Origin of the sequence: Polaromonas sp. C04 (assembly GCF_002002705.1) — a bacterium.
Lineage (GTDB): Bacteria > Pseudomonadota > Gammaproteobacteria > Burkholderiales > Burkholderiaceae_C > Rhodoferax_A.
This window is the reverse complement of sequence record NZ_MUNS01000027.1, coordinates 1-17,906: the sequence shown is the minus strand read 5'-3', so window position 1 is coordinate 17,906 and position 17,906 is coordinate 1. Positions and strand designations below refer to the sequence as shown.

At 63.1% G+C, this 17,906-nt stretch carries 18 protein-coding genes, 1 pseudogene and 1 riboswitch; all 19 genes and pseudogenes read left to right on the top strand.

Annotated features, from left to right (window positions below; all coding sequences use genetic code 11):
• Nucleotides 1–63 precede the first annotated feature (63 nt).
• Nucleotides 64–867 (top strand): lytic transglycosylase domain-containing protein, encoded by an 804-nt coding sequence (locus tag B0E49_RS07585; RefSeq protein ID WP_077561592.1) that lies wholly within the window; start codon nt 64–66, stop codon nt 865–867.
• A 74-nt stretch (nt 868–941) separates the two neighbouring features.
• Nucleotides 942–1,073: riboswitch (ZMP/ZTP riboswitch) on the top strand.
• A 45-nt stretch (nt 1,074–1,118) separates the two neighbouring features.
• Nucleotides 1,119–2,363 carry a serine hydroxymethyltransferase gene (glyA, locus tag B0E49_RS07580; RefSeq protein ID WP_077561591.1) on the top strand — a complete coding sequence of 415 codons (1,245 nt, stop codon included), beginning with the start codon at nt 1,119–1,121 and terminating at the stop codon, nt 2,361–2,363.
• 67 nt (nt 2,364–2,430) lie between these two features.
• On the top strand, nt 2,431–2,880 hold the full coding sequence (nrdR, locus tag B0E49_RS07575; protein WP_077561590.1) for a transcriptional regulator NrdR: 450 nt from the start codon (nt 2,431–2,433) through the stop codon (nt 2,878–2,880).
• A gap of 213 nt (nt 2,881–3,093) precedes the next feature.
• Complete coding sequence (gene pilV / locus B0E49_RS07570; RefSeq protein ID WP_077561589.1) at nt 3,094–3,732, top strand: type IV pilus modification protein PilV; 639 nt, start codon at nt 3,094–3,096, stop codon at nt 3,730–3,732.
• A gap of 32 nt (nt 3,733–3,764) precedes the next feature.
• Nucleotides 3,765–4,751 carry a PilW family protein gene (locus B0E49_RS07565; protein WP_286137871.1) on the top strand — a complete coding sequence of 329 codons (987 nt, stop codon included), beginning with the start codon at nt 3,765–3,767 and terminating at the stop codon, nt 4,749–4,751.
• 16 nt (nt 4,752–4,767) lie between these two features.
• Entirely contained in the window at nt 4,768–5,376 is a 609-nt protein-coding gene (locus tag B0E49_RS07560; protein WP_286137870.1) for a pilus assembly PilX family protein, read from the top strand.
• 16 nt (nt 5,377–5,392) lie between these two features.
• Nucleotides 5,393–9,820, top strand: a complete 4,428-nt coding sequence (locus B0E49_RS07555; RefSeq protein WP_077561586.1) for a pilus assembly protein — start codon at nt 5,393–5,395, stop codon at nt 9,818–9,820.
• Nucleotides 9,817–10,260 carry a type IV pilin protein gene (locus tag B0E49_RS07550; RefSeq protein ID WP_077561585.1) on the top strand — a complete coding sequence of 148 codons (444 nt, stop codon included), beginning with the start codon at nt 9,817–9,819 and terminating at the stop codon, nt 10,258–10,260. The genes B0E49_RS07555 and B0E49_RS07550 overlap by 4 nt, the downstream gene beginning before the upstream one ends.
• Nucleotides 10,257–10,844, top strand: coding sequence for a GspH/FimT family pseudopilin (locus B0E49_RS07545; RefSeq protein ID WP_077561584.1), 588 nt, complete (start codon nt 10,257–10,259; stop codon nt 10,842–10,844). Before B0E49_RS07550 ends, B0E49_RS07545 begins: the two co-directional genes overlap by 4 nt.
• Nucleotides 10,845–10,894: 50 nt before the next feature.
• The gene (gene ribD, locus B0E49_RS07540) at nt 10,895–12,007 is read left to right on the top strand and encodes a bifunctional diaminohydroxyphosphoribosylaminopyrimidine deaminase/5-amino-6-(5-phosphoribosylamino)uracil reductase RibD (RefSeq protein ID WP_077561583.1); all 1,113 of its coding nucleotides are present in this window, start codon (nt 10,895–10,897) and stop codon (nt 12,005–12,007) included.
• Between the two features lie 25 nt (nt 12,008–12,032).
• Nucleotides 12,033–12,671 (top strand): riboflavin synthase, encoded by a 639-nt coding sequence (locus B0E49_RS07535; protein ID WP_077561582.1) that lies wholly within the window; start codon nt 12,033–12,035, stop codon nt 12,669–12,671.
• Between the two features lie 12 nt (nt 12,672–12,683).
• Nucleotides 12,684–13,802 (top strand): bifunctional 3,4-dihydroxy-2-butanone-4-phosphate synthase/GTP cyclohydrolase II, encoded by a 1,119-nt coding sequence (ribBA, locus tag B0E49_RS07530; protein ID WP_077561581.1) that lies wholly within the window; start codon nt 12,684–12,686, stop codon nt 13,800–13,802.
• A 3-nt stretch (nt 13,803–13,805) separates the two neighbouring features.
• Entirely contained in the window at nt 13,806–14,273 is a 468-nt protein-coding gene (gene ribH, locus B0E49_RS07525) for a 6,7-dimethyl-8-ribityllumazine synthase (protein ID WP_077561580.1), read from the top strand.
• Entirely contained in the window at nt 14,270–14,818 is a 549-nt protein-coding gene (gene nusB, locus B0E49_RS07520) for a transcription antitermination factor NusB (protein ID WP_077561579.1), read from the top strand. Before ribH ends, nusB begins: the two co-directional genes overlap by 4 nt.
• Nucleotides 14,819–14,838: 20 nt before the next feature.
• A complete protein-coding gene (locus B0E49_RS07515; RefSeq protein ID WP_077561578.1) occupies nt 14,839–16,023 on the top strand; it encodes a pyridoxal phosphate-dependent aminotransferase in 1,185 nt (394 codons plus the stop codon).
• Nucleotides 16,020–16,466 (top strand): tol-pal system-associated acyl-CoA thioesterase, encoded by a 447-nt coding sequence (ybgC, locus tag B0E49_RS07510; RefSeq protein ID WP_077561577.1) that lies wholly within the window; start codon nt 16,020–16,022, stop codon nt 16,464–16,466. The genes B0E49_RS07515 and ybgC overlap by 4 nt, the downstream gene beginning before the upstream one ends.
• A complete protein-coding gene (gene tolQ / locus B0E49_RS07505; protein WP_077561576.1) occupies nt 16,463–17,155 on the top strand; it encodes a protein TolQ in 693 nt (230 codons plus the stop codon). Before ybgC ends, tolQ begins: the two co-directional genes overlap by 4 nt.
• A 14-nt stretch (nt 17,156–17,169) precedes the next feature.
• Nucleotides 17,170–17,604 carry an ExbD/TolR family protein gene (locus B0E49_RS07500; RefSeq protein WP_077561575.1) on the top strand — a complete coding sequence of 145 codons (435 nt, stop codon included), beginning with the start codon at nt 17,170–17,172 and terminating at the stop codon, nt 17,602–17,604.
• Nucleotides 17,605–17,623: 19 nt separating this feature from the next.
• Nucleotides 17,624–17,906 (top strand): annotated as a pseudogene (locus B0E49_RS07495) (cell envelope integrity protein TolA); the annotation flags it as partial.

The following is a 17,906-nucleotide window of genomic DNA, read 5'->3' as shown; positions in this document are numbered from 1 at the left end:
AGCCCTGCTTGTCGTGCTGCACTCCAGCATGGCGCCGCAGCCCCCGCGTAGAAAGGAAGAGCTATGACAGCGCTAACACAGTCAGCCAAAAGTCTGCGAGTCTTCGCATCCGATGTGGCTGACGGTTTTTTTGAAATTACCCACAACGGCCTGGCCCTCCTGGGCGTGGCCCTGGTGTTCTTCGTGATCACCCTGGCGGCACGCCCCGACCTGCGCCAGGTCGGCGAAGAGAAGCTCACCGGCTGGCTGCAATCACGCCAGATCGTCTCGGCCGACATCGAGGTCGAACCCGATGCGGTGGATCGCGCCACCGCGACCGACCCGAAAGACCTGCCCAAACAGCAGGCGGCTGTGGCCTACTGGCTGAGCAAAAAATACCATGTCGCGCCCGAACCCGTGAGCGCGCTGGTGGCCGAGGCGTATCAAATCGGCGCCCGCACCAAGCTCGACCCGACGCTGATTCTCGCCGTGATGGCGATTGAGTCGGGCTTCAACCCGTTTGCCCAGAGTGCGGTCGGCGCGCAAGGGCTGATGCAGGTCATGACCAAGGTGCACTCCGACAAATACGAGGGCTTTGGCGGCATGCTGGCTGCCTTCGACCCGGTGACCAATCTGCGCGTCGGCGTGAAGGTCCTGCAGGATTGCATTGCGCGCGCAGGCTCGGTGCAAGCCGGGCTGAAATATTACGTCGGCGCCGCCAACATCCAGGACGATGGCGGCTACGCCGGCAAGGTCATGGCCGAACGGGCCAGGCTGTACAAAGTGGCGACGGGTCGCTCCGTTCCAGCGGAATCGCCCCCGGTGCCAGCGCCCAAGCTGGCGGCCAGCCGCGACGAAATGAAGGTCGCGACAGCGGCGGCGTACTGACGCCGGGCTTCAAGGCCCATCCCACCTGCTTTGTGCTTTTGGGGTGTACGGTTTCAGCCCCAGTCGGCTACACTCACGCGGTACGCGACTGGCGATAGGCACAGCCCCCCCCAAACGGGGTCGCTGGCTGACGTGGGACACCACCAGGAAGCGTACCGCCCGCGTCTTTTGACAACGGCGTTCAGCCGTTCGCCTGGGCAGCCCTTGTTTCATTCACGCAATGACAGGGAACCTCGTCTTTAAGGACTGCCATGTACCACCGCAATATCCTCGTTGAACAAACCGACCCCGAGTTGTGGGCCGCCATCCTGGCCGAGAACGCGCGCCAGGAACAGCACATCGAGCTGATCGCCTCCGAGAACTACGCCTCGCCCGCCGTCATGGCCGCACAGGGCACGCAGCTCACCAATAAATACGCCGAAGGCTATCCGGGCAAGCGCTATTACGGCGGCTGCGAATACGTGGATGTGGCCGAGCAGCTGGCCATCGACCGCATCAAGCAGATCTTCGGCGCCGAGGCGGCCAACGTGCAGGCGCATTCGGGCGCGCAGGCCAACGAAGCCGTGTTTCTGGCCTTCTTGAAGCCCGGCGACACCATCATGGGCATGAGCCTGGCTGAAGGCGGCCACCTGACGCACGGCATGGCGCTCAACATGAGCGGCAAGTGGTTCAACGTGGTGAGTTACGGCCTGAACGACAAGGAAGAAATCGACTACGACGCGATGGAGCGCAAGGCCCACGAATCCAAGCCAAAACTGATCATAGCCGGCGCCAGTGCTTATTCTCTTGCTATCGATTTTGCTAGATTCGCCAAGGTGGCGAAAGACGTGGGTGCAATCTTCATGGTCGACATGGCGCACTACGCCGGCCTGATTGCGGCCGGCATCTACCCGAACCCGGTGCCCCACGCCGACGTGGTGACCTCCACCACGCACAAGAGCCTGCGCGGCCCGCGCGGCGGCGTCATTTTGATGAAGGCCCAGCACGAGAAGGCCATCAACAGCGCCGTCTTCCCGGGCCTGCAGGGCGGCCCGCTGATGCACGTGATCGCGGCCAAGGCGGTGGCGTTCAAGGAAGCCTTGATGCCGGAATTCAAGACTTATCAGCAGCAAGTTCTGACAAATGCCCGCATCGTCGCCGAAACGCTGGTGCAGCGCGGCCTGCGCATCGTCAGTGGCCGCACCGAAAGCCACCTGATGCTGGTCGACTTGCGCGCCAAGGGCATCACCGGCAAGGAAGCCGAGGCCGTGCTGGGCAGCGCCCACATGACCATCAACAAGAACGCCATCCCGAACGATCCAGAAAAGCCGATGGTGACCAGCGGCGTGCGTATCGGCACCCCGGCCATGACCACGCGCGGCTTCAAGGACGAAGAGGCCCGCGCCACCGCGCACCTGATTGCCGACGTGCTGGACAACCCGCGCGACGCCGCCAACATAGAGGCCGTGCGCGCCAAGGTGAACGTGCTGACCCGCCGCTTTCCGGTGTACGGTTGACCCCGTCACATCGCATTCCGGCACAATCATCATCCCGGCCTTGCGCCGGGATTCATGACCCCTCCCCATGAAGTGCCCCTTCTGCGGTCACACCGACACCCAGGTGGTTGAAACCCGGATCTCGGAGGACGCGGACTTCATCCGCAGGCGGCGCCAGTGCGCCGCCTGCGAAAAGCGCTTCACCACCTACGAGCGGCCCGACGTGAGCTTTCCGGCCGTCGTCAAGAAAGACGGGCGCCGCATCGAATTCGAGCGCGCCAAGCTGCGCGCCTCCATGAACCTGGCGCTGCGCAAGCGCCCGGTCAGCACCGAGCAGATCGACAGCGCCATCGAGCGCATCGAGGAAAAGCTGCTCGGCCTGGGCCTGCGCGAGATCCCGTCCCACCGCATTGGCGAGATGGTGATGCGCGAACTCAAAAAGCTCGACAAGGTGGCGTACGTACGGTTCGCCAGCGTGTACCGCAGCTTTGAAGATATCGACGAGTTCAAGACACTCGTCGATGAGGTGCGGCGGTAGGTTTACCGCCGCCATAGCCTCGCCCAATCCCCTTCTTTTCCCATAAAACAGCCTGCGGGCTACCGCTTGTCGTCCCATTTTCTCCGTTCATCGGATCAATTGGTAGATTGAAGAAAACTGCGTAAATATATGTAACCATACGCGAATAAAAGCCATCAGCGCGGCTTTGAAAAATTCAGACACGGGCAAAAACCACTGGTTGCCCTGCAAGAAATGAGAGGAAAGAAGATGCCGTGTAGCCGTACCCAAAGCCCTCGGCGCAGGAGAAATCAACCTGGTTTTTCGCTCATCGAAGTGTTGATTTCCATCATCGTTCTGTCATTTGGCCTGCTGGGAATGGTTGGCATGCAGTCTGCGGCATTGCAGGCGAACCGGGAGGCCCGCCTTCAGTCGTCTGCGGCGGTTCTGGCGCGCGAACTGGCCGAGATGATCCGGGGGAACAAGGAAGTTGGGATCGGTGCAACGAACCCCTATTTAGGGTCCTTTGCCACCAGCCCGTTAGTGGCGACCACCCCGTCGTATTGCCTCAATGTGGCAACCAGTACGACACCTTGCGCGGACCAGACCGCCATTGCCAACGCGCAAATGACGGAATGGCTCGCCCGTGTTGACGCGCAACTCCCCGGCGCGCGTGTCAGCGTCTGCTTCGATTCGGCACCCTTTGATGGCAGCGGCCTGCCGCAATGGGGATGCAACAACGCGGGCGCTGGCGCGGGCGGCATTGTTATGGTCAAGATAGGCTGGACCCGCGGCTCCACAGACCGATCACAGTCAGGCAATGCCGCTCTGGAGCGGGCGAAGGCCCCGTCGATCGTGTTTCCTGTCACGGCTGGAAGTGGGAGTGACACATGAGCCCACTCCATGTCCGACGTTCGACCTCCTCCATGTTCCGCCAGCGCGGCTTGACGATGATCGAATTGCTGGTGGCATTGACCATCAGCATCCTGATCGCGCTGGCGGCGGTCGCTGCCCTGATCGTCACCCGGCAGGGGTTCAGCACCGTCGACGCCGCCTCGCAATTGAGGGACAACGGGCGTTTCGCCGCTGACCTGATTCAACGCGTTGCGGTGCAAACCGGTTATCTGGACCTGCCATATCTGCCATACACGGCTACGCCGGCTCCAGCAACGGCAGGCATGCCAACCAACCCGGATCCGAACATCAACGGATTCAACAATGCATTGCTCGCCACGGGCACCGACCCATTGAATTCCCCGCCCACCTCACGCGTAGCCGGGGCAGACGGTTACGGGAGCGACATCCTGATACTGCGCTATCGGGCTGGCGAGACTTTCCCGGGTTCCGGAAAATCTGACAAATCCATGATCGACTGTTCCGGAAATTCACGGGATCCCGTCACTTTTGGCAAGTACGACCGCATGGTCAGCATCATCCACGTCGCGCTGAGTCAGGGCGAGCCTTCGCTGATGTGCAGCGCCTTGGCAGCCACTGGGAAATTCTCAACGCAACCCATTGTTCAAGGCGTGGAGAACTTCCAGGTGCTCTACGGCGTGGATGGCGTGACCGCTGGCGTCCCGCCTGCCGCCACAGCCGATGGCGTACCCGACCGCTACCTGCGCGCCGACCAGTTGACGGTGGCCGGCGACCCGGTCGGAACCAACGCCAACTGGCGCCGCGTTCGCAGTCTTCGCATTGGCATGGTCCTGCGCGGCCCGCCAAACTCGGCGCAGGAAAAGACCGCGCAAACCTTCTACCCCTTCGGCACGGCAAAGTCTTCAACGACCGGGCTTGCCGGCTCCGCCATGTCGTCTGCCAGCGACCCGGGCACCGTCTTCACACCGGCCGTGGATGGTCGCCTGCGTCAGGTGATTACTTTCACGGTGCATCTGCGCAATGACCAGGGTCTCTGACATGTCAGGAAACTTGATGACACTCACCCCATCTTTGCCCACGCTGCGCCACCGCGCACAACGCGGCGCTTCGCTGATCATCGTCATGCTGATCCTGATTGTGGTATCCGTGCTGGGCATCGGCAGTGCCCAAATTGCCTTGATGAGCGAACGTGGCGCCCGCAATGACCGTGATCTGCAGGTGGCCTGGCAGGCCGCTGAAGCGGCATTGATGGATGCGGAATTCGATATCCACCCATCGCCGCGGCCCGCCACCCCCACCGTACGCCAAAGCCTGTTCGACGGGAAAAATTCAACCCCGTTTATCGACGGATGCGGCACATCGGGCAATTCAGTCGGTCTTTGCAATTCGGGGACGGCAGGCAAGCCGGCGTGGCTCACAGCAGACTTCACGGCCACCGGCTCCGGTGCCGCAACGACGCAGTTCGGCACATTCACCGGCCGCGCCTTCGCCGCAGGCGCACCGGGCATTCAGCCTGCCATGGCGCCCCGCTACATCATCGAGTTGGTGCCCGATCTTGTCGGTGACCGGTCCAACCCCACTTTTTTATACCGGGTAACCGCCATGGGATTTGGACCGCGCGCCGACATTCAGGCCGTGCTGCAAACGCTTTATCGAAACTAGTGACGGGAACGACGCCATGCACACGAGTACACACGCTATTTCGCGATTCATCAGTCGTCGCCCCCCACCACGCTGGCTGCGTCGGCGCTGGGTACCGTGGCTGATGGTTCCGGTGATTGCGGCGGTGTCATTCGTTGCGATCAGTCAGGGCTCCCCGCCCAACATACCCCCCGTCATCCTGTCTGCCGACCCGCTGTATGCCACCACCACCGGCGACAAGCCTGCGCTGGCGCTGGCGCTGTCGGTGGAGTACCCGACGGTAGGGGCTCAGTATGTCGATGTCCCTCAGGCAACGACAGACGGCTCCTACACCAACGCCAAGGAGTACCTGGGTTATTACGATGCGGAAAGCTGCTACACGTATAACAACACGCCGACCGAAACACCAACGGCACCCCAGACCACGGCAGACTTCAAACGTTTCGACCGCAGTGGCCCGGCCATTGCGCTGAGCGTGCCCGATGCGACGCAGCCCACGAAAACGAGCCGGATGTGCACCAACGCCTTTAGCGGCAACTTTCTGAATTGGGCCTCCAACTCCGCCATCGACATGTTGCGGCTGGCGTTGACCGGCGGGGATCGCTATATCGACACGCCCTCATTGACTATCTTGCAGCGCGCGGTGCTGCCGGATGGCGATCCCATCAACTTTTGGAACAGCACCAACTTCCCGGGCAAACAGTTGCTAAAAAGTGGCGGGGCGTCGGGCACCGCTTATTTTGGGGCCGTCCCCACGGCCATGGCGACTGCTGCGGGCGCTAACGACATCTGGGTCGTCAACAGGCTCAACCGAATCTATTTTGGTACCGCCAAGGTTGGCACCGATGCAGGCTCTGCTGGAAGCTATACGCTAGGGGGCACCCCGGCCACCGCGGCCGTTGGCCCCATCGTCAGCAGCAACACCTCACTTCCCGGTGGCACGACCTCGTGTGCTGGAGAAAACGGCACTTGCAGCGGCTTTTCAGGCGTCCAGGAAATCTGGTATGGCGCCAATAGCAGCTGGAAGGTCGCGCCGGCAACCAGCGGGATTTCGTGCAGCAATGCCACGTTCGGAGACCCGATCGTCGGAACGGCAAAGAATTGCTATTACAAAGCTTATGGCGGCAGTTGGATGCCAGCCTCCACTGCAGGCAGCTTCAATACCGACGGCTTCTTCTACTCACGCGTCCAAGTCTGCGCCGTGGATAGTTCTGGGGTACTGCAAGACTCGCGCGACTATGGTTTGTGCAAAAAATACCCAAGTGGCAACTACAAACCCTCGGGTGCCATTCAAAAATACAGCGACCAATTAAGGCTCGCGGCGTTCGGTTACCTGATGGACCAGACCGCAAGCTACAACGCTGGGGGGCGCTACGGTGGCGTATTGCGTGCGCCAATGAAATATGTGGGCGCCAAGACGTTCGACGTCAATGGCATCGACAACACGCCAACCGCGGGCAATCCTGTGAAGGAATGGGATGAGGCGACTGGCGTTTTCATCGTCAACCCCGCAGGCGATGCAACGCACGGCAAGAGCGGCGTGATCACCTATCTCAACCAGTTCGGCCGCACCGGCCCGGTCGCCGGGCGGTACAAGATATACGACCCGGTCGGTGAACTGCACTACGAAGCGCTGCGCTATCTGCAGGGCTTGCAGCCAAGCCCCGACGCTGTCAGCAATATCCAGCCAGCGATGTACGACGGCTTCCCCGTGACGACGACCTGGACCGACCCCTACGGAGACGGCCGCTCCAATACCAGTGATTACTCCTGCCTGAAAAGCAACATCGTGGTGATTGGTGACATCAACACCCATGACGGCAACAGATTGCCTGCCGCGAACACCGCCAACAACATCCCCGATATCAACTACTGGCGGGGCATCGTACAGAGTTTCGAGAAGAATTCGTCCACCACCTACACCGACGGTCAAGGCACGTCGCGCACAACGGGAAATCCAAACGGTGGGAATGGCAGCGTTCCGGGCAATAGCCAAACCAGCCAGATCATGGGCTCCGCCTATTGGGCGCACACGCACGACATCCGCGGCACAAATTGGACAGGCACGGGCGGCGTCGACAAGCAGCGGCCCGGCTTGCGCGTCAAGACCTTCACCTTCGACGTTAACGAATATGCCGCGCAGAACGACGCGAATACCCGACGCTACGCCAATCAGCTCTTCATGGCAGCCAAGTACGGCGGCTTTGAAACGGACCCCTCCAACCTGGGCAAAGCCCCCTACAACACGTTTGGCAACCCCTTCAAAAAGCAGGATGGCACCCCCGACAACAACGTCTGGCAAGACCCGGCCCGGCCTGGCGAGGCCAGCACCTACTATTTGCAAAGCAACGCGCGCGGTGTGTTGAATGCGTTTGACAGTATTTTCAGCCGCGCCTCCACAGCAGCGCGAAGCATTGCCGGCGGTGCGATCCAATCCAAGAACCTGACGCAGGCGGGCGACACGATCTACCAGGGAACGTTCGATACATCCGATTGGAGCGGTGACCTTCTGGCCATTCCGGTGAGCGTGAGCACAAGCAACGTGGTCACCATCTCGAACTCCACCACCTGGACCGCATCGGCCCAACTCGCGGCACTGACTTCGCCAGCCACCTCGCGCAATATCGTGGTGGGCAATGCGGGGGCAACCGCATATCCGGTCGCCACGTCGTTCAGCTGGGGCACTATCGAAAGCAGCCTGCAAGCCGCGCTGAACAAGCCGGCCCCTGCGTCCGCCAGCGATGGTCTGGGACAGGACCGTCTGAACTACCTGCGCGGCGACCGCTCCAAAGAAAGCACGGTGTTCCGCAAGCGCAACAAGCTGCTGGGCGACGTCATCAATTCAGGCGTGGTGTATTCCGGCGCGCCGGCAACCAACATCATCTCCAGCACTTACGCAAGCTTCTACAGCGCCAATGCCGGTCGCACACCGGCCGTGTTCGTGGGCGCGAATGATGGCATGTTCCACGCGTTCCATGCCAAGACCGGCGATGAGCTGTTCGCCTACATTCCCAGTTGGCTGGGCCCCAAGCTGTCGGCATTGACCAATCCCGCCTACGTCAACAATCACCAGAGTTACGTGGATGGCCCGCCCGCCGTGGCCGAGGCCCAGGTGGGAGCTGCCGGCACCGCGGCCGACTGGAAAACCGTGCTGGTCTCGGGTACCGGGGGCGGCGGCCAGGGTGTGTTCGCGCTCGACGTGACCAACCCGGCCGCATTCACCGCATCGAACGTGATGTGGGAATTCACCCATGCCGACGATCCCGATATGGGCAATGTGACGGGGCGGCCGCAAATATTGAAGCTGCGCACCAGCGCCGCCAACGTGACGCCAGCCACCTACAAGTGGTTTGCCGTCGTGGGCAGCGGCGTGAATAACTATGTAGCCGACAGCGCGGGCGTGTTCAGCCCAACTGGAAACCCTGCGCTGTTTTTGCTGGACCTGGGCAAGCCGGCCGGCACGGCCTGGACGCTTGGCACGAACTACTACAAGATATCCCTGCCTGTCGACAACACGCTGAGCGCCACCAAAGCCACGGGCTTGATCAACTTCAGGGCGGCATTGGGCTCAGCCAGGGAGGTCACGCAAATTTTCATGGGCGACCTGCACGGAAACCTCTGGAAACTCGATTTCTCGATGGCCGGAGTTGCCGACTGGACCATCAACAAGCTGTCGCCCTTTAGCCGAGGATCGGTGCCGGTTGCCTCTCCCCTGTTTGTTGCGAGGGATGCGTCCGGAAATATTCAGCCCATTACCATGGCACCGAGCATTGCCTATGGACCCGTTCTAGACAGCGGCGCCATCACCAGCTATGTCACGTTCGGAACCGGCAAATACCTGGAGGTAGCCGACAAGACTTCGACGGCCCAGCAAACGGTTTACATGGTGTACGACAACGGTAGCGCCAAGAATGACACCAGCACAGCGGGGCACGGCGCCATTGATGGGCGCGGGCGGCTGCAAGCCGGCACCGCCAATGCTGCAACCGGTGTGATCACCGTACCGTCATTCACGTTAGGTCGACCCAACAAGGACTCGGATACTACGCAGCGCGCCGGATGGTATTTTGACTTTCCAACTTCGGGCGAACGTCAGATCAGCAGCTCCACCGTCGTTGGAAATTCCATTGTTTTTGGCAGTTTGATCCCGATCGCCTCGGTCGGCAGCTGTTCGGCTGCGGGCGGCGGAAATCAATACACCGTGAATATCGCGAGCGGCAGTGGCACGGCCATCAGTTCGAGCGTGGGCATCATGGGGGAACCGCTCGTGGCCGAGGTCAGCGGTGCCACGGCCTACAGCACCAGTGACAGCACCGGGCGGCGCATCAAAACCGTCACCAGCCAGGTCATCCAGCAGGGATCCATCGGTTTGTCGCTGGGAGGTACCACCAGCACCCAGATCGTCGCCGGCCGGCTCAGCTGGCGGCAAATCAACAATTACCAAGACCTGAAGAATGCGCCATGAAAAAGAGTCTTAGTCACGGCTTTACCCTGATCGAGCTGATGATCGTGGTGGCGATCGTCGCCATCCTGGCCAGCATTGCCTACCCTTCCTACAAGGACTCCGTACTCAAGAGCCGAAGGGCCGAGGCCCGAACGGCGCTGTCTGAGTTGCTGCAGCAGCAGGAGCGGTACATGACGCAGGCCAACACCTACCTGGCTTTCACCAACGTGGGTGGCACAACGGCGCCTGCAAACGTGCCTTTCAAGACCTTTTCGGGGGACACCCCCGCGAAAACTTCCTACTACCTGAGTGCCTCGGCCTGCCCGTCGTCCACCATCGCCGAATGCGTGATGGTGGCCGCCGAGCCCGTGATGGCCGACCCTGATGCGGGCACCCTGCAAATACTCAGCACCGGCACGAAAACCTGCACGGGAACCAAGAGTTCAGTGTGCTGGAAATGAATAGGCGCCATACCGTCGCCAGCAAAGGTTTTACCCTCATCGAGTTGATGGTGACGGTGACCTTGGTCGCCATTGCGCTTGCTCTAGGGGTCCCCAGTTTCACGACATTCCAGCGCAATGCCGAATTGACATCGGCCACCAACGCTTTGGTCGCTGCCGTCAATGCGGCACGCGGCGAGGCAATGAAGCGCGGCATGAATGCCATGGTGGTTCCGGCCGACGGTGCGAATTGGAGCAGCGGCTGGATCGCGTTCGTGGATAAAAATCGATCTCAAGCGTACGAGGTTGGGAGCGATATCACCATATTGACCGGTGAGCCTTCGCCTGCTTATTTGTCCATTACCGGCAATGGGTCTTCAGGGGACGCAGCGCCCTACATCCTGTATGACGCATCAGGCTACTCAAAACAAAAAAATGGAAGCTTTGGAGCCGCTACATTTGAAATCACACGCAACGACATGGCAGGCACCGACTCACTGGCCCAGACGCGTCGCATCAAAATCGCCTCCACCGGACGCATCCGCGTCTGCACACCCAAAACCCCGATAGACCCACAGTGCGGCGCATCGGCCTCACAGCTTTGAGCTCATAATTGTTCGACCAAGTAACCCGATCGATCTCCCGGGAACAAACCATGACTTTGGCACCGTGGGCCGACGCTTTGGCGCTGGCCCGGCAATCCATCGGGCTCTCCAGCCCCAACCCCCGGGTTGGTTGCCTCATCACGACCGCTCAAGGCGAAGTGATCGGCCGCGGTTTCACGCAGCAGCCGGGCGGCCCGCATGCGGAAGTGGTGGCAATGGCGGATGCGCGGGCGCACGGCCACGATCTGCACGGCGCCACCGCCTACGTCACGCTGGAGCCCTGCTCCCATCATGGCCGCACCGGCCCCTGCTGCGATGCGCTGATTGCGGCCGGCATCAAAAAGGTGGTCGCCTCGATCGCTGACCCCAATCCACTGGTCTCGGGCCAGGGCTTTGCGCGCCTGCGTGCGGCCGGCGTTGAGGTCGAGGTCGGGCCAGGCGCCGCCGAATCGCGCGAACTGAATATCGGGTTTTTCAGCCGCATGATCCGCCGGGCGCCCTGGGTGCGCCTGAAGGTGGCGGCCTCACTCGACGGCAAGACGGCGCTCGACAACGGGGCCAGCCAGTGGATCACGTCCGAGGCGGCGCGCGCCGATGGCCACGCCTGGCGCGCTCGCGCCTGCGCCGTGCTCACCGGCATCGGCACCGTGCTGGAAGACAACCCGCGGCTCGATGTGCGGCTGGTCGAGACACCGCGCCAGCCGCACCTGGTGGTGGTGGACAGCCGGTTGGAGACGCCCCTCGACGCTCATCTTTTCATAGCTGGACGCGCCCTGTACATCTACGCTGCGGTGCCAAATGATGCCAAAAAAGCAGCATTGGAGGCGCGCGGCGCCACCGTCATCTACCTGCCGGGCCAGACGCCGGAATCATCGGGCAAGGTGGACCTGGCGGCCATGCTGCGCGACCTGGCCCGGCGCGAAGTCAACGAACTGCATGTTGAGGCGGGCTACAAGCTCAACGGCTCGCTGATCCGCGAGGGCCTGGTCGACGAGTTCGTGGTGTACCTGGCGCCCAAATTGATCGGCCAGGGGCGCGGCATGGCCAACTTCGGGCCGCTCGCGGAACTGGCGCAGGCGGTGCCGCTGGCGTTTCAATCGACCGAGATGCTGGGGCCGGATCTGCGCATTCTGGCCAGAATTCCGGGGCGCGACCAGTTTTAGCCTCAATCCCTGCGAAAATAGCAGGATGTTCACCGGAATCATCACCGGCGTGGGGCGCATCGCCGCAGTCCACGACCTGGGAAGCTCTTTACAGTTTGGCAAACGTCTCACCATCGAGACGCCCGCCGGCTACCTTGACGACGTCGCCCTGGGCGACAGCATCGCGCTCAATGGTGCCTGCATGACGGTCACTACGCTGGTCCCCGCCAAGCAGCAGTTCAGCATCGACATCTCCGCGGAATCGCTCGACAAGACCACGGGCCTTGCCGAACCCGGCCCGATCAACCTTGAGAAAGCCTTGCGTGCGCATGACCGTCTGGGCGGCCACATCGTGGCCGGCCATGTCGACGGCATTGGCGCGGTAACCCACTTTGCCCAGGTCGGCGAGAGCTGGGAGCTCCGCATCAAAGCACCGCGCGAGCTGGCCAAGTACCTGGCCTACAAGGGCTCGATCACGGTGAACGGCGTGAGCCTGACCGTGAATCGTGTGATGGATTCGGATGCGGGCTGCGAGGTCAGCATCAACCTGATTCCCCACACGGTCGAAAACACCGCCCTGGGCCACCTGCGCACAGGCTCGCGGGTGAACCTCGAAATTGACCTGATCGCGCGCTATGTGGAGCGCATGCTCCGCGCCGATCCGCAGCAACCTGCCAGACACTGAGCGAAACCCTCCATGACAACCCCCTCCCCCGTTCCCATCTCCCCGGTCGAAGACATCGTGGCCGACATGCGCGCCGGGCGCATGGTGATCCTGGTCGACGAAGAAGACCGCGAAAACGAAGGCGACCTGATCCTGGCCGCCGACCATGTAACGCCCGAGGCCATCAACTTCATGGCGCGTCATGCGCGCGGCCTGATCTGCCTGACGCTGTCGCGCGACATGTGCGAGCGCCTGCGTCTGCCGCCCATGGTGGCGCGCAACAACGCCAAGCATTCGACCGCGTTCACCGTATCGATCGAGGCCGCCGAAGGCGTCACCACCGGCATCTCGGCCGCCGACCGGGCCCACACCGTGCAGGTGGCGGTGGCCAGGGGCGCCAGGGCGGAAGACCTGGTGCAGCCCGGCCACATCTTCCCGCTGCAGGCCGTCGATGGCGGCGTGCTGATGCGCGCCGGCCACACCGAGGCGGGCTGCGACCTGGCCGCGATGGCGGGTTGCTCGCCCGCATCCGTGATCTGCGAAGTCATGAAGGACGACGGCACCATGGCCCGCTTGCCCGACCTGCAGCTGTTCGCGGCCGAGCATGGCCTGAAGATCGGCACGATTGCCGATTTGATCGAGCACCGCAGCCGGGTCGAATCCCTGATCGAGAAAGTCGGCACGCGCAGTATCAACACGGCCTGCGGCGAATTCACCGCGCATGCGTACCTGGACAAACCCAGCCGCGGCCTGCACCTGGCGCTGGTCAAGGGGCAGTGGCGGCCCGACGACACCGTGGCCGTGCGCGTGCACGAGCCGCTGTCGGTGCTCGACGCGCTGGAGGTCAACCGCTCCATGCACACCTGGGGGCTGGACACCAGCCTCAAGCACATCGCGCAGCTGGGCCAGGGCGTGGTCGTGCTGCTGAACTGCGGCGAGAGCGCGGCCCAGTTGCTGGCCCAGTTCGAAGGCACGGCGCGCGCCAGCCACGGCCCGGAGCGCGGCCGAATGGACCTGCGCACCTACGGCATCGGCGCGCAAATCCTGCGCGAATGCGGTGTCCACAAGATGAACCTCATGGGCACTCCGCGCCGCCTGCCCAGCATGGTGGGCTACGGGCTGGAGATTGCCGGCTACACACCGAAGGAATAAAACATGTTTGGCGCAGAAAAAGGAACGGCCGCGCGGCCGCTGGACGGCAGCAAGCTGCACATCGGCATCGTGCAGGCGCGCTTCAACGAGAGCATCACCAACAGTCTCGCAAGCGCCTGCAAGGTGGAACTCGCGGCACTGGGCGTGCCGGACAGCAACATCGTGCACGTGCTGGTGCCCGGCGCGCTGGAAGTGCCGCTGGCCCTGCAGGCGCTGGCCGAGCAGGAAAAGTTCGATGCCCTGATCGCGCTGGGCTGCATCATCCGCGGCGAGACCTACCACTTCGAGCTGGTGGCCAACGAATCGGGCGCCGGCGTGAGCCGGGTCGCGCTGGACTACCAGTTGCCGGTGGCCAACGCCATCATCACCACCGAAAACCTGGACCAGGCCATCGCCCGGCAAACCGACAAGGGCCGGGACGCGGCCCGCGTGGCGGTGGAGATGGCGAACCTGCTGGACGAACTCGCATGAGCCTGGACAAACCCAATACCCCGACGGAGCGCCCGGCCGAGCGCCCGGCGCGCCAGTCCCGCACGGGACTGACCAGCACCGGGGTGCGCAAGGCGGCCGCCAAGTCGAACCGGTCGCGCGCGCGCGAGTTTGCGCTGCAGGCGCTGTACCAGCACCAGGTCGGCCGGAACGATGCCGCGTCCATCGACAGCTTCACGCGCGACCTGGCCGGCTTTCACAAGGCCGACTCCGCGCACTACGATGCGCTGTTGCACGGCTGCATCGAAGAGTCGGCCGCGCTCGACGCCCTGATCCTGCCGCTGCTGGACCGCAAGATGATCGAGATTTCGCCGGTCGAGCACGGCGTGATGTGGATCGGCGCCTACGAGTTCAAGCACTGCCTGGATGTGCCGTGGCGCGTGGTGCTCAACGAGTGCATCGAGCTGGCCAAAGAGTTTGGCGGTACCGACGGCCACAAGTACGTGAACGCGGTGCTCAATGGCCTGGCGCCCACCCTGCGCGCGGCCGAGGTGAGCGCCGACAAAGCCACGGGCAAGGCCCGTTGAACGCACGACACAACCCACTTATGAGAATCTCCACGCGCGCCCAGCGCATCGAACCGTTCTACGTGATGGAAGTGGCCAAGGCCGCCTCCGCCATGGCCCGCGAAGTGGCCCACACCGACCGGCCCATGATCTTCCTGAACATCGGCGAGCCGGACTTCACCGCGCCGCCGCTGGTGCAGGAGGCTGCCGCCCGGGCCATTCGCAATGGCACCACGCAGTACACCCAGGCCATCGGGCTGGAGCCGCTGCGCGAGCGCATCAGCGACTGGTACCAGCAGCGCTTCGGCGTCGCAGTGCCGGCGCGCCGCATTATCGTCACTGCCGGCGCCTCGGCGGCCCTGCAGCTGGCCTGCCTGGCGCTGATCGAGGCGGGCGACGAGATCCTGATGCCCGACCCGAGCTACCCCTGCAACCGGCATTTTGTCAGCGCCGCCGAGGGCACGGCGGTGCTGGTTCCCACCTCCGCTGAAGAACGCTTCCAGCTCAGCGCCGACAAGGTGCAGGCGGCCTGGAACGACAAGACGCGGGGCGTTTTGCTGGCCTCGCCGTCCAACCCGACCGGCACCTCGATTCACCCCGACGAGCTGCGCCGCATCCACGAGGTCGTGAGCGCACGCGGCGGCATCACGCTGATCGACGAGATCTACCTGGGCCTGAGTTTTGACGACACCTTCGGGCACACGGCGCTGGCGCTGGTCGACAACATCATCAGCATCAACAGCTTCTCCAAGTACTTCAACATGACGGGCTGGCGCCTTGGCTGGCTGGTCGTGCCCGAGACGCTGGTGCCGGTGATCGAGCGGCTCGCGCAAAACCTGTTCATCTGCGCCAGCACCGTGTCGCAGCATGCGGCGCTGGCCTGCTTCGATGCGCTCAGCATTGCCGAGTACGAACGGCGTCGTGCCGAGTTCAAGGTGCGCCGTGATTTTTTCATCCCGGCCCTCAATGCCATGGGCCTGAATGTGCCCGTGATGCCCGATGGCGCTTTCTACGCCTGGGCGGACTGCTCTCAAGTCTGCAGCAAACTCGGTATCCGGGACAGCTGGGACTTTGCCTTCGAAGTCATGAAGCAGGCGCATGTGGCGGTCACGCCGGGGCGCGACTTCGGCAACGCCGACACGCACCACTTCGTGCGCTTTTCCACGGCCAGTTCAATGCAGCACTTGCAGGACGCGGTGGCACGGCTGCGGGCCATGCTGGCATGAGCCGCCGGGCCGTTCAGATTGAACGGGTGTTCCACTGGCCCGTGCGCGTGTACTGGGAGGATACCGATGCGGGCGGCATCGTCTTCTACGCCAACTACCTCAAGTTTTTCGAGCGCGCGCGCACCGAGTGGCTGCGCTCGCTGGGGCTGGGGCAGCACCGGCTGCGCGAGGAGTGCGGCGGCATGTTTGTAGTGGCCGAGACTCACGTCAAATACCATCGGCCGGCACGCCTCGACGACGAGCTTGTGGTGACGGCGCATTTAAGTGAAATGGGCCCGGCGTCCATGACCATCCTGCAGCAGGTGCTATCAAAAAACGAGCAGACACCCGCCAGTCCCACGGAACTTCTATGTACGGGCAGCATCCGAATCGGGTGGGTTGATGCGGCCACCCTCAAGCCCGCCAAAATTCCGAACAACATCCTGGAAACCCTTAAACAATGAATCAAGATTTGTCGATTCTGACCATGGTGATCAACGCGAGCTGGGTGGTCCAGCTCGTCATGCTGCTGCTGGTGTGCGTGTCGGTGGCGAGCTGGGCCGCCATCTTCCGCAAGATCTTTGCACTCAAGCGCGTGAACGCGCTCAACGACGAGTTCGAGCGCGACTTCTGGTCGGGCACCAGCCTGAACGACCTGTTTGCCTCGGCGGCCCAGAATGCCAAGCACTCGGGCCCGCTGGAGCGTATTTTTGCCAGCGGCATGCGCGAGTACCAGAAGCTGCGCGAGCGCCGCATCACCGACGCCGGCGCGCTGATGGACGGCGCGCGCCGCGCCATGCGCGCGAGCTTCCAGCGCGAACTCGATGCGGTGGAAGTCAACCTCTCGTTCCTTGCCTCGGTCGGCTCCGTCTCGCCGTACCTGGGCCTGTTCGGCACGGTCTGGGGCATCATGCACGCCTTCATCGGGCTGGCGGGCCTGCAGCAGGTCACGCTCGCCACCGTGGCCCCGGGCATTGCCGAGGCGCTGGTGGCCACCGCGATCGGCCTGTTCGCCGCGATTCCGGCGGTGGTCGCGTACAACCGGTTTGCGCACGACATCGACCGCGTGGCCATCAAACTGGAGACCTTCATCGAAGAGTTCACCAACATCCTGCAGCGCAACCTGGGCGCCCAATCGGCCTCGGGCCATTAGGAGGGACGAACTCGATGCCTGCTCTCATTCCCAGAGGCCGCGGCCGGCGCACCATCAGCGAGATCAACATGGTGCCGTTCATCGACGTGATGCTGGTCCTGCTGATCATCTTCATGGTGACGGCGCCGCTGATCACGCCGAGCATGATCAACCTGCCCAGCGTCGGCAAGGCGGCCAAACAGCCCGACCAGGTGATCCAGATCGTGATCGGCAAGGATGAAACGCTGGAACTCAAGTCCCAGAACAAATCGGTGCCGGTCTCCATGAAGGAGATCGCCAATGCGGTGCGGCAGGCGCAGGGCGGACAGGCGGACGCCGACACCGACTCGGCCGTGGTCATCAGCGCCGACCGCACGGTGAAATACGAAACCGTGGTCAAGGTCATGGACACGCTGCAGCGCGCGGGCGTCAAGCGCGTGGGCCTGTCCGTGCAACTGGCGCCACGCTGAGGGCCGTCCCGACAACACCATGAACGCCGCCGCCACCGATCGCCGCATTGAGTTTGCGCCGCCGCCGCAACCCGGCATGCTGCGCGCCTATGCGCTGGCGGTGCTGGCGCACCTGCTGCTGCTCGCGGCGCTGACCTGGGGCGTGCACTGGAAGCGTGACGCGGAGAATGTGGCGGTCGAAGCCGAGCTGTGGTCCTCGGTGCCGCAGCAGGCCGCGCCCAGGGCGGTCGAGCCGCCGCCGCAACCGGTGCCACCGCCTCCTGCGCCGGCGCCAATACCCCAGCCAGCGCCCGCCCCCGCAC

Coding starts and splice junctions, on each gene's coding strand:
- B0E49_RS07515 (WP_077561578.1), top strand. CDS start 14,839: ATGAGAATCTCCACGCGCGCCCAGCGCATCGAACCGTTCTACGTGATG.
- B0E49_RS07555 (WP_077561586.1), top strand. CDS start 5,393: ATGCACACGAGTACACACGCTATTTCGCGATTCATCAGTCGTCGCCCC.
- B0E49_RS07500 (WP_077561575.1), top strand. CDS start 17,170: ATGCCTGCTCTCATTCCCAGAGGCCGCGGCCGGCGCACCATCAGCGAG.
- tolQ (WP_077561576.1), top strand. CDS start 16,463: ATGAATCAAGATTTGTCGATTCTGACCATGGTGATCAACGCGAGCTGG.
- B0E49_RS07565 (WP_286137871.1), top strand. CDS start 3,765: ATGTTCCGCCAGCGCGGCTTGACGATGATCGAATTGCTGGTGGCATTG.
- nrdR (WP_077561590.1), top strand. CDS start 2,431: ATGAAGTGCCCCTTCTGCGGTCACACCGACACCCAGGTGGTTGAAACC.
- ribBA (WP_077561581.1), top strand. CDS start 12,684: ATGACAACCCCCTCCCCCGTTCCCATCTCCCCGGTCGAAGACATCGTG.
- glyA (WP_077561591.1), top strand. CDS start 1,119: ATGTACCACCGCAATATCCTCGTTGAACAAACCGACCCCGAGTTGTGG.
- ribD (WP_077561583.1), top strand. CDS start 10,895: ATGACTTTGGCACCGTGGGCCGACGCTTTGGCGCTGGCCCGGCAATCC.
- B0E49_RS07585 (WP_077561592.1), top strand. CDS start 64: ATGACAGCGCTAACACAGTCAGCCAAAAGTCTGCGAGTCTTCGCATCC.
- B0E49_RS07550 (WP_077561585.1), top strand. CDS start 9,817: ATGAAAAAGAGTCTTAGTCACGGCTTTACCCTGATCGAGCTGATGATC.
- pilV (WP_077561589.1), top strand. CDS start 3,094: ATGAGAGGAAAGAAGATGCCGTGTAGCCGTACCCAAAGCCCTCGGCGC.
- B0E49_RS07535 (WP_077561582.1), top strand. CDS start 12,033: ATGTTCACCGGAATCATCACCGGCGTGGGGCGCATCGCCGCAGTCCAC.
- B0E49_RS07560 (WP_286137870.1), top strand. CDS start 4,768: ATGACACTCACCCCATCTTTGCCCACGCTGCGCCACCGCGCACAACGC.
- nusB (WP_077561579.1), top strand. CDS start 14,270: ATGAGCCTGGACAAACCCAATACCCCGACGGAGCGCCCGGCCGAGCGC.
- ribH (WP_077561580.1), top strand. CDS start 13,806: ATGTTTGGCGCAGAAAAAGGAACGGCCGCGCGGCCGCTGGACGGCAGC.
- B0E49_RS07545 (WP_077561584.1), top strand. CDS start 10,257: ATGAATAGGCGCCATACCGTCGCCAGCAAAGGTTTTACCCTCATCGAG.
- ybgC (WP_077561577.1), top strand. CDS start 16,020: ATGAGCCGCCGGGCCGTTCAGATTGAACGGGTGTTCCACTGGCCCGTG.